The 12036-nt window shown below is 33.7% G+C and carries 9 protein-coding genes; 7 read left to right on the forward strand and 2 right to left on the reverse strand.

Annotation, left to right across the window (positions count from 1 at the left end; genetic code table 11):
- The first annotated feature begins 183 nt into the window (after window positions 1-183).
- The 7 genes from ffh to CA2559_RS05965 all read left to right on the forward strand — a co-directional run bounded on the left by ffh (window position 184) and on the right by CA2559_RS05965 (window position 10636).
- Window positions 184-1512 carry a signal recognition particle protein gene (gene ffh, locus CA2559_RS05935; RefSeq protein ID WP_013186943.1) on the forward strand — a complete coding sequence of 443 codons (1329 nt, stop codon included), beginning with the start codon at window positions 184-186 and terminating at the stop codon, window positions 1510-1512.
- Between the two features lie 91 nt (window positions 1513-1603).
- On the forward strand, window positions 1604-2488 hold the full coding sequence (locus CA2559_RS05940; RefSeq protein ID WP_013186944.1) for a bifunctional 5,10-methylenetetrahydrofolate dehydrogenase/5,10-methenyltetrahydrofolate cyclohydrolase: 885 nt from the start codon (window positions 1604-1606) through the stop codon (window positions 2486-2488).
- 81 nt (window positions 2489-2569) lie between these two features.
- Window positions 2570-5641, forward strand: coding sequence for a ligand-binding sensor domain-containing protein (locus CA2559_RS05945; protein ID WP_148232785.1), 3072 nt, complete (start codon window positions 2570-2572; stop codon window positions 5639-5641).
- Window positions 5641-6264, forward strand: a complete 624-nt coding sequence (locus CA2559_RS13560; protein WP_013186946.1) for a response regulator — start codon at window positions 5641-5643, stop codon at window positions 6262-6264. Before CA2559_RS05945 ends, CA2559_RS13560 begins: the two co-directional genes overlap by 1 nt.
- A gap of 140 nt (window positions 6265-6404) precedes the next feature.
- The gene (locus CA2559_RS05955) at window positions 6405-6932 is read left to right on the forward strand and encodes an inorganic diphosphatase (protein ID WP_013186947.1); all 528 of its coding nucleotides are present in this window, start codon (window positions 6405-6407) and stop codon (window positions 6930-6932) included.
- Window positions 6933-7047: 115 nt separating this feature from the next.
- Window positions 7048-9492 (forward strand): sodium-translocating pyrophosphatase, encoded by a 2445-nt coding sequence (locus CA2559_RS05960; RefSeq protein WP_013186948.1) that lies wholly within the window; start codon window positions 7048-7050, stop codon window positions 9490-9492.
- Window positions 9493-9640: 148 nt separating this feature from the next.
- The gene (locus CA2559_RS05965; protein ID WP_013186949.1) at window positions 9641-10636 is read left to right on the forward strand and encodes an App1 family protein; all 996 of its coding nucleotides are present in this window, start codon (window positions 9641-9643) and stop codon (window positions 10634-10636) included.
- On the opposite strand, the gene CA2559_RS05970 is transcribed toward CA2559_RS05965, so the two are convergent.
- Both CA2559_RS05970 and CA2559_RS05975 read right to left on the reverse strand, forming a co-directional pair.
- Window positions 10633-11247, reverse strand: a complete 615-nt coding sequence (locus CA2559_RS05970) for a deoxynucleoside kinase (protein WP_013186950.1) — start codon at window positions 11245-11247, stop codon at window positions 10633-10635. The genes CA2559_RS05965 and CA2559_RS05970 overlap by 4 nt on opposite strands.
- A gap of 6 nt (window positions 11248-11253) precedes the next feature.
- Complete coding sequence (locus tag CA2559_RS05975) at window positions 11254-12036, reverse strand: hypothetical protein (RefSeq protein WP_013186951.1); 783 nt, start codon at window positions 12034-12036, stop codon at window positions 11254-11256.

Raw genomic sequence — 12036 nt, forward strand, 5'->3', positions numbered from 1 at the left:
TTTTTTATTAGTTTATTTCAAATTAAAAAGGTTTAAGAATTGGTAACTTTTGCTAAAGCATATTAATTTTTCAATTAAATGGCTATAGTTTAATGTTTGTCAATAATATGACGACTTAAAAACTTTACAATCTTAATGGGTTTCCCTAAATTTGCACTCTAAAAATTTCAAGGAAGACCGAATATGTTCGATAGTTTAAGTGATAAGTTAGATAAAGCCCTTCACGTCCTAAAAGGACACGGCCAAATTACAGAAGTAAACGTTGCAGAAACATTAAAAGAAGTACGTCGTGCTTTAGTTGATGCCGATGTTAACTATAAAATAGCCAAAGAATTTACCTCTACGGTAAAAGAAAAGGCATTAGGACAAGGTGTATTAAAAGACCTTAAGCCAGGCCAATTAATGGTTAAGCTTGTAAAAGATGAGCTAACTGAACTTATGGGTGGTGAGGTAGAAGGTATAAACCTTTCTGGTAATCCAAGCATAATTCTTATGTCTGGTTTACAAGGTTCTGGTAAAACCACCTTTTCCGGTAAGCTAGCAAACTTCCTTAAGAATAAAAAGACAAAGAAACCTTTATTAGTTGCTTGTGATATTTATCGTCCAGCAGCAATAAATCAATTACACGTCGTAGGTGAGCAAATTGGTGTTGAGGTGTTTAGTGATGAGGGAAACCAAGATCCTGTTGCTATTTCTAAAGCTGCAATAGCGCACGCTAAACAAAATGGTCATAATGTTGTGATTATTGATACCGCAGGTCGTTTAGCTGTAGATGAAGCGATGATGACAGAAATCTCTAACATTCATAAAGCTATACAGCCGCAAGAAACATTATTTGTGGTCGACTCTATGACAGGTCAAGATGCTGTAAATACTGCAAAAGCGTTTAATGATACCTTAAATTTTGATGGTGTAATCCTTACTAAATTAGATGGTGATACTCGTGGTGGTGCTGCAATCTCAATTAAATCTGTTGTAGATAAACCAATAAAATTTATTGGTACAGGAGAAAAGATGGATGCTATCGATGTTTTCTATCCATCTCGTATGGCAGATCGTATCTTGGGAATGGGAGATGTTGTGTCTCTTGTTGAACGTGCTCAAGAACAATATGACGAAGAAGAAGCTAGAAAGCTACAGAAGAAAATTGCTAAAAATCAATTTGGATTCGATGATTTCCTAAAGCAAATACAACAGGTTAAGAAAATGGGGTCTATGAAAGATCTTATGGGAATGATTCCTGGAGCTGGAAAAATGATGAAGGATATAGATATAGATGATGATGCTTTTAAAGGTATTGAAGCTATAATACATTCTATGACACCTGAAGAACGATCAAACCCAAGTATTATAAACTCTAGTAGAAAAAAGCGTGTTGCTAAAGGTTCCGGAACTAGTGTTCAGGAAGTAAATCAACTGTTAAAGCAGTTTACTCAAATGAGTAAAATGATGAAGATGATGCAAGGTGGTGGCGGAAAGAAAATGATGCAAATGATGGGTAAAATGCGTTAAGCTTATCCTACAGTTGTTTCATTAATAACCTAAATAAGTACTATTAATAAGAGTTATTGTTCACACATAGTTACTACATAAACCAAATATAATGACCATACTAGACGGTAAAGCAACTTCAGAAAAAATTAAGTTAGAGATAACTGAAGAAGTTAATAAAATGAAGGCTAATAATGAGAAAGTCCCTCATTTGGCAGCTATTATTGTTGGTAACGATGGTGCAAGTTTAACGTATGTAAATAGCAAGGTAAAATCTTGTGAGCGTGTAGGATTTGAGTCAACAATGGTAAGAATGCCGTCCACAACTAGTGAGACAGAATTGCTTAAAAAGATAAAAGAACTTAACGAAAACTCAGATATAGATGGGTTTATAGTGCAATTACCGTTACCAAAACAAATAGACACACAAAAAGTGCTAATGGCGGTAGATCCAGATAAAGATGTAGATGGTTTTCACCCTACAAACTTTGGACGTATGGCGCTGGATATGACAACGTTTATTCCTGCAACGCCATTTGGTATCTTAGAGCTGTTAGAGCGTTATGAGGTAGAGACAAGCGGAAAACATACCGTTGTTATTGGTCGTAGTCATATTGTTGGAAGACCTATGAGTATCTTAATGGGTAGAAAAGGATTTCCAGGAAACTCAACTGTAACATTAACACATAGCCGCACAAAAAATATTACTCAAATTACATCTCAAGCAGATATCATAATTACAGCATTAGGCGTGCCTGGCTTCTTAAAAGCAGAAATGGTAAAAGACGATGCTGTGGTAATTGATGTAGGGATTACACGTGTTCCAGATGAAACAAAAAAACGTGGATATTACCTTACTGGCGATGTAGATTTTGAAAATGTTAGCAAAAAAGCAAGCTTTATTACACCTGTTCCTGGTGGTGTAGGACCAATGACGATTGCTATGTTGTTGAAAAACACTCTTTTAGCAAGAGAGCGTCACAGAGGCCTTGTATAGGGCTATAATTTCAGCATTTAGAAGATAATTACTTATAAATCAACTATATTAGCGATGATGTTAAGCATTACCTTAATTTAGTTGAAGTTTCCTTACAGCATATTTAAAATAATTGTAGTTGGCCTTTGTGTTTTTATGCATTGCCAAACAGGAGTCTCTCAAATATTAAGTGATACTTTAATGGTTAATCACTTAGGTCAAGATAAAGGCTTGGTGCAATTAAATGCTAACGCACTTACTCAAGATGAAAACGGATTTTTATGGGTAGGAACAGAAGATGGTCTTCATAGATTTAATGGCTATGAATTTAAACTGTTCACTGCAAGCCCTAATGATTCTAACTCTATTCAAGACGATCACATAAGAGGTTTATACGCAAAAGGAGATACGCTTTGGATAGCCTCTAACACCAAAGGTATTTTAGGGTACCAACTCTCAAAAAATACATTCTTTGCTTTAAAGAAAAATAATAAAAACCTTAACCTAGGTATAAGCTATGGTATCTTTCCGTTAAATGAAGACTTCTTACTGTTTTCATTTAAAAATTATGCAACTGTTTACAATACTAAAACTAAACGCGAGGTAATAGTAAAGCTGCCAACTAACTCCCGAGAAAGTCGAGTACTAGATGTAGATGCTATTAATGAGACAGAGTACATCTTTACGACATCGGCTTCTGGTCCACTGGTATTTAATATAAAAACAGGTATTGTTAAACCATTTAAAATTGAAGGTTTAGAACTTATCACTCAAATTGAAGCCCTAGTCGATGGTTTTTTAATTGGTACCATAACGGGAATTTATACAGTAGACAAGCAATTTAAATCACTAAAGAAATATGTAGATGGTGTTTCTGTAAACCATATCTCGAAAAAATCTGAAGGCACATTCTTTATAGCAACTCAGGTTAAGTTGTTAGAGTTCAATGAAGTTGATGGCGTAACTTCCTATATCGTAAAAGACACTTCAAAAAAGATTTATAAGCCTTTTACAGCCAATGAGATTGTTTCAGATGAAAATGGAAATACTTGGTTTGGTACAGAAGGAGATGGTGTAGTACATTATAATAGTTTTCAGAAAAAATTTGAAACCAATAGAGTTCGTTTAAATGATGTATTAAAGTCTACTAACATTAATATTTTTCCTTTTTATAAGGATACAGATTCATTATTATGGTTGGGAAGCTCATTTGGAGTTGTAAAACATAACACCTACAAGAACACTTATAAACTATATAAACATAAAAATGCAAATATAATTTATGCGTTTGCCAAAGATGAAAATAATACACTTTGGGCTGGAGGTATTTTTGATGGACTTTTAAAGTACATACCTTCAGAAGATAGGTTTAAGCAGTATTTAAAACATCCTTATAAAGAAAACACGTTGCCCGATAATGAGGTATTAGAAATAATACCAATGCCAGATAACAAGTTATGGCTATGTACCTGGACTGGCGGAATTTCTGAATTTAATACGGAGACAGAAACATTTACACCTATATTAATAAATGGTAAGCGAATAAACAGAGCAAGAATTTCACTTAAGGATAGTAAAGGTAATTTATGGTTAGGTACAGATGAAGGTCTTTATAAATTAAATAGTAGCTTAGAGTTTGAGCATCATTTTACCGAAACTGCTGCTAAGGAAAAGAGCTTGACTAGTAATAGAATCTTTGCAATTAATGAAGATAATAACGGTTTTATTTGGATAGGTACCAGTTCTGGAATCACTAAGTTAAACACAACCACCTTACAGACAGAAAAGTTTATAAAGCAAAAAGGGTTTCCTAATGATTTTGTTTATAGCTTGTTAATCGATGAGGCTAATAATGTTTGGGTTTCTACTAATAAGGGAATATCAGTTTTAAACTCCAAAACTAAAGAGTTTAAAAACTATACGAGTGAGGATGGTTTGCAAAATAATGAGTTTAATGGGAAGTCTGGCTATAAGGATAAAGACGGCTATTTTTACTTTGGAGGTATAGATGGTTTTAATAAGTTTCAGCCATCTAAAATTAAGGATTATCCATACCAACCTAAAGTATATTTTGAATCTGTCGAGTTGTTTAACGCTCCAATAGAATCTACTCTGCGAAATAATGACACCTTATATTTTAAAAGTGATGAAAATGTAATCACACTTAATTTTTCATCATTAAGTTATTTAAACCCAGAAAAAACATTTTACAGGTACAAGCTTGATAATTTTGATGAAAGTTGGAGTCCGTCTACGCAACGTCAAAACGCTACGTATACAAATTTAAATCCTGGAGAGTATACATTTTATGTATCTGCTTCACAAATGACAGGGCAATGGAGCGATCCTAAGGTGTTAAACATAGTTGTTAAGCCATTATGGTACCAAACTATAGTTTTTAAAATACTGCTTGTCTTATGCATTTTTGCAATGGGGGTGTGTATAGTATTAAGAGAAACTAATGCTTTAAAGAGAGATAAGGAAAAACTTTCTAGGTTGGTAGATCAGCGCACTCAAGACTTATTGCTTAAAAATAAAGCTTTAGAAAAAGCCAATAAAAAAACCTCTCAACAAAAGGATAATATTAGCTTTCTTATGAAGGAGCTAAATCATAGAGTAAAAAACAATCTTCAGATAATTTCCAGTTTGTTAAATATACAATCTGCCACGGTTGATAGCCAGGCAAAGGATAGTTTGTTAATAGCCAAAAATAGAATTTTAGCTATTGCTTATATTCAGAATGAAATTCAAATAGACCAGAAAAAGATAAACGTTAAAAAGTTTATTGAAGAGTTTGTGCCAAGAATACTTCAGCTTTTAGCAGATGACGGTTTGATGAAGTTCGAAATAATTTATAACTTAAAGCGAACAGGATTTTGTGAAGTTAATACCACCTTATTGGGGTTAATTCTCAACGAGCTGGTTACAAATACCTTTAAATATGCCTTTAAAACATATAATAAGGATAACTACTTGAAAATTTCTTGTGAAAAAATAAACCATACATTACTCATTACACTAGAAGATAATGGTTGCGGATATACCTTAGATGAAATTAAATCGAGCTCTTTGGGCGTAGGATTGGTTTCAGATATGGTATCGCAATTGGATGGAGCCCTAGAAACCAATACCGATAACGGTGTTGTAAATAGCATTAAAATAGATTGTAAATAATGGAAAACATTAAAAGAATTCTTCTGGTTGAAGATGAGTTTATTATAGCAAAGGATATTAAGATAACCTTAGAGAAGTATGCCAAGATTAAGGTAGATACTGCTAAGAATTTTAAGCAAGCCTATGAGTTGTTCTCTGTCAACGACTATCAACTTTTACTTACAGATATAAACTTGAATGAGGAAAAAGATGGAATAGATGTAGCGTCACAACTAAAAGAAATAAAAAGCATTCCTGTGGTGTTCCTAACAGCATATAGCGATCAGGACATTATAAATAAAGCAAAAAAAGTACTGCCATTCGCATACCTCCTTAAACCGTTTGATGAGGTACAGCTAAAAGTAACTATAGATCTTGCTATGCTTAACTACAAGAAAGAAGTCGAAGGCATTGAGGAAGTGGCTCGTTATTCAGAACAAATAGAGGAGCTTACTAAGCGAGAAAAACAAGTGCTAATTGTATTAGCGTCTGGGAAAACTGCAAAAGAAACAGGAGATAATCTAAATATCTCTGCTCATACAGTTGAGGTTCATAAAAAGAATATTAAAAAGAAACTACATATGAATACAATGTCTGAACTTATAAACTTTGCATTGTCTTCTAAATTATATGAAGTTTCATAACTAAAACATCTCAATACACTTGCCATACTGCAACTTAGATATTATTTAACCTAATAATAAAGTGTAAGTATGATTTTACTTCTGAAACAAATGCGTATTTTTGCACCCCCAAAAATGACGAAGTTTATAAACAAAACATAATGACAGCAAGTAAGATTAAAACTTTCGATGTGCTTATCGAAATTCCAAAAGGAAGCAGAAACAAATATGAATACGATTTTCAATTAAAGAAAATTCGTTACGATCGTATGATATTTTCATCTATGATGTATCCTGCAGATTACGGTTTTATGCCAGAAACATTAGCATTAGATGGAGATCCTTTAGATGTATTGGTGCTTGTAACAGAGCCAACATTTCCTGGTTGTGTTATAGAGGTTAAGCCAATTGGAGTTTTTCATATGGCAGATGAAAAAGGACCAGATGAGAAAGTTATCTGTGTTCCAATAAGTGATCCTATTGCAAACAATGTAAATGATCTAAATGAACTTAATCCTCACTTAATAAAGGAGATTGAGCATTTTTTCCAAGTATATAAAGATTTAGAAGAGAAGAAAGTAGATGTTGGTGGTTGGGGAGACGTTAATGAAGCAAAAGAAATTGTTTCTAAATGTATCATAAGATATCAAGAAAGTGATATTCCTGCAGAGGAAGTTAGTATAAAATAAATAATTCATTTATTACCGGTTAAAAAAAGCAATAATTCTCAAAAAATTATTGCTTTTTTTATTTATGTCATTGTCTTACATTTGATTTTCTTAAAAATAACTAATCAAATATATTATGGAGTCATTTATGATTTACATGCCAATTGCAATGGCAGTTTTAGGTTTAATCTACATGTGGGTTAAACAATCTTGGGTAATGAAACAAAACGCTGGAGATGGTAAGATGAAAGAAATTTCAGACCATATCTACGAAGGTGCACTAGCATTTCTTAGCGCAGAGTACAAATTACTTACAATTTTTGTTGTTGTAGTAAGTGTTCTGCTCGCTATAGTTTCAATTGTTGTACCTACTACCCATTGGTTAATTGTAGTTGCATTTATATTTGGAGCAGTCTTTTCTGCTTTCGCAGGAAATATAGGTATGAAAATCGCTACTAAAACCAATGTAAGAACTACGCAGGCAGCAAAAACAAGTTTGCCGCAAGCCCTTAAGATATCTTTTGGTGGCGGTACTGTAATGGGATTAGGTGTAGCCGGTTTAGCAGTGTTAGGGTTAACAGCATTTTTTATCATTTTCTTCCATACGTTTATGGGCGCTTCTTGGACCAATACTATGGATATGACAATAGTATTAGAAACCTTAGCAGGATTTTCATTAGGTGCAGAGTCTATTGCACTTTTTGCTCGTGTTGGTGGTGGTATCTATACTAAAGCAGCAGATGTTGGCGCAGATTTAGTTGGTAAGGTAGAAGCTGGTATTCCAGAAGATGATCCTCGTAATCCTGCTACAATAGCAGATAACGTTGGAGATAATGTTGGAGATGTTGCAGGAATGGGAGCAGATTTATTCGGGTCTTACGTAGCAACAGTTCTAGCAGCAATGGTTCTTGGTAACTATGTGATAAAAGATATGGGTGGCGCTATTACAGATGCTTTTGGCGGTATTGGCCCAATTCTTTTACCAATGGCAATTGCAGGTGTTGGTATTATCATTTCTATCATTGGTACTATGCTGGTTAAAATTAACAGCAATGAGGCTAAAGAAGATAAAGTTATGGGTGCGTTAAACTTAGGAAATTGGGTGTCAATTATATTGGTGGCTATTTCTTGTTTTGCATTAGTGACTTGGATGTTGCCAGAAACTATGAAAATGGAATTCTTTGGTGAAGGCCTTCAAGATATTTCGTCTATGCGTGTGTTTTATGCAACCTTAGTAGGTCTTTTTGTAGGAGCAGTTATCTCTTCTGTAACCGAATTTTATACAGGTCTTGGTAAAAAACCAATATTAAAAATAGTACAACAGTCTAGCACAGGTGCAGGAACAAATATTATTGCAGGATTAGCAACGGGTATGATTTCTACATTCCCATCTGTATTGTTATTTGCTGGTGCCATTTGGGCTTCATATGCATTTGCAGGATTTTATGGTGTGGCATTAGCCGCTTCAGCAATGATGGCAACAACGGCTATGCAATTAGCAATTGATGCATTTGGACCAATATCAGACAATGCTGGTGGTATTGCAGAGATGAGTGAGCAAGAACCAATAGTACGTGAGCGTACAGACATTTTAGACTCTGTTGGTAATACAACGGCAGCAACAGGAAAAGGTTTTGCTATTGCTTCTGCAGCATTAACTTCATTAGCACTTTTTGCGGCCTATGTTACTTTTACAGGAATAGATGGTATAAACATTTTTAAAGCTCCGGTTTTAGCAATGTTGTTTGTAGGAGGTATGGTTCCAGTTGTATTTTCTGCCTTGGCTATGAATGCCGTAGGAAAAGCAGCTATGCAAATGGTACAAGAAGTACGCAGACAGTTTAGAGATATTCCAGGAATTATGGAAGGTACAGGAAAACCACAATATGATAAATGTGTCGAAATTTCTACTCAGGCTTCTTTAAAAGAAATGATGTTGCCAGGTTTATTAACTATAGGCTTTCCACTTATTATTGCTTTTGTGCCAATGCTTTTTGGAATGAGCACTTTAGCAATTGCAGAAATGCTTGGAGGTTATATGGCAGGTGTTACAGTTAGTGGCGTGCTTTGGGCAATTTTCCAAAACAATGCTGGTGGTGCTTGGGATAATGCTAAGAAATCTTTTGAAGCTGGTGTGATGATTAATGGAAAAATGACCTATAAAGGTAGTGATGCTCATAAAGCAGCAGTTACTGGAGATACTGTTGGAGATCCTTTCAAAGATACTTCTGGTCCTTCAATGAACATATTAATAAAGCTAACTTGTCTTATAGGATTAGTGATAGCACCTATATTAGGCGGTCATTCAGCTGAAACTGATATAGATGAAGTTGAAACTATTGAGGTTAGTGAAAACGTTATTATTGAAGGCACTCAAGACCTTAATAACAAAACTGAAACTGTAGTGGAGATGGTAAAAAATGACGCTACCGGAGAAGTTGTTGCTAACGTTGAAATTAGAAGAACAGTAAATGGCGAAACAACTATCGAAGAGAAGTCTTTTAGAGGTACAGAAGAAGAAGTACGCTCTCAGTTAAAAGATGTAGATGGTATTAAAATTAAGGTGAAAGATAAAGAGTAATTACACGTTATAATTAAATTAATAGCCGGTTGTTACTGTATGTAACAACCGGTTTTTTTAGTAGTAAAATGTAAAAAATTTATCAAAGTTGTATTATAGCTTTCTTAAAGACTCGCTGGTAATGCTATAGACTAACTATCTTCATTGCATGTTTAAAAAAGACCCACTTCAAATTATAGCGTTTCAGAGTTACGGTACTAAAACTCATTTATATTTAAGAGGAAGAGCACTCGAAGACGAATCTATAGATTTATCTAAAAAAGGATTTTTCAGTCTCTTAAGAAATACTTGGAAACGTTTTGAAACTGATGAGGTAAGGCATGAGACATTAAAAATTCAACTACCAAACGAACAGGTGTTGTACTCAGATACCAATAGCGAAGGTTATTATTTGGTAGATGAGCAGACAAATGATCTTACAGATAGCATTAATGAAGAAGGTTGGTTAAACTATGAAATAGCGTATGATGTGTTTAAGGATAAGCTCATTAATCTTGAAAATAGATTTCCAGGAGAGATGCTCATACCATCAGAATCATCAAAATTTGGTGTTATAAGTGATATAGATGATACACTGTTAGAAACTGGTGTAGTTTCAAAGTTAAAATGGAAAGTGCTTGTAAATTCATTATTTAAGCACGCAGAAAACCGAATGGCATTTGCTGGTGCAGCTACTATTTATTCTAAACTACATCAAGGTATAAGTGGAGAAGAGGCAAATCCAATTTTTTATGTAAGTAACAGCCCTTGGAATCTTTATAGGTATTTAGAGTATTTCTTAAAGCATAATAACTTCCCTAAAGGGCCAATACTTTTAAGAGATTTTAGAACACCATTTGATAAAACTAAAAAACGAAAATTATCTCATAAAGAACACGAGATAAAAAATATAATTAAAACTTATCCTAACAAAAAGTTTGTTTTAATTGGTGACGCTGGAGAACATGACATCGATATTTACCTAGATATTGTCAAGCACTTTCCAAATAGGATAAAAGCTATTTATATAAGAACGGTAAATCACAAAAAAAGAATGTTGCGTATACAACGTCTAATTAAAGATTACACTAACGTACCAGTACTCTTGTTTAAAGATTCAGAAGAAGTATTAGAACACGCAAAACAACTAAAATTAATAGCTTAAAATAAGCCATTAATTTGTGCGTCTATTTTATTTATGATGCCACCTAAATCTTCAGGACTATTAACAAAGTCAATATCATCTACATCTATAACAAGTAGGTTCCCTTTGTCATAATCGTGTATCCAAGCTTCATAGCGCTCATTAAGTCTGCTTAGATAGTCTATTGAAATGGTGTTCTCGTAATCACGACCACGTTTATGTATTTGACCTACTAAATTAGGGATGCTACTACGCAGATAAATTAATAAATCTGGTGCCTTTGTAACACTCTCCATTAACTCAAAAAGTGATTTGTAGTTTTCAAAATCACGATTTGTCATTAATCCCATGGCATGTAAGTTGGGAGCAAAAATGTAAGCGTCTTCATAAATTGTACGATCCTGAATTACATCTTTACCATGTTTTCTTATATCTAAAACCTGTCTAAACCTACTGTTTAAAAAATAGATCTGAAGGTTAAAAGACCATCTGGCCATTTTGTTATAAAAATCCTCTAAGTAAGGATTGTCTAAAACATCTTCAAACTCTGGTTCCCAATTATAGTGTTTGGCAAGTAGTTTTGTGAGCGTGGTCTTTCCAGCACCAATGTTTCCGGCAATGGCAACGTGCATAATGGTCTAGTTTTTTGGTAGTTGTAATTGGTAATGATGAAGTGTTTCACCATCGTAAAGATAGAGGTTTTCAATATCCAAAAACAACTGTTTAACATCAATTTTTGGGAGCTTTATGAGCTGAAATTCTGTGTTCCCTTTTTTTAGATAATATAAAGACGTAGTATTTGCAATTACTAGGTTTCCATTTTTTTCATTAAAGGTGATGACGTCCTGCAATTTAAAATCGCTCATCAAGCTGCCATAAATGTTATATTTCTGGATTCCAGATTTTGTGAGTAACCAGCAAAAATTATAATTAGATTTTTGGAGTTCTATAGTTTCAGAAATTGGTTGTGTATTAGCTACAATCTCATCTCTATTATAATCATAAAGTTCTAACTGTTGTAAGTCAAGATTAAATAGCCAAAGATTTCTATCTATGCCTGTTGTTGCAAATTGTATGTTTCTAAATTCATTAATCTGATTAAAATTAATTCGTTTAATTTCAGACAGTGTATTGTCTAAAATTACAGCGGTGTTTGTATCCTCATAAAACAATACAATTTTAAGAGGGTTTAATATATCTGCGTGTGTAAGATCACCCAATTGAAAATCATTAAACTGGTATGTTTTTCCGCTTTCTTTTTTGTAAAAAATATTATCCTTAATGTGGTATAAACTCTTGTACTCATCTACACCAACAAAAGTATCTGTCTCTACGGTAGTTTTGCTAATTGCTTTTACAGCAATGTCTTGAGCATAAGTAGAAAAGCAAAACGCTAAAAATAATAGAATAAATAGTCTCAT

The organism is Croceibacter atlanticus HTCC2559, from assembly GCF_000196315.1.
In the GTDB taxonomy this organism is placed as follows: Bacteria; Bacteroidota; Bacteroidia; order Flavobacteriales; family Flavobacteriaceae; genus Croceibacter; species Croceibacter atlanticus.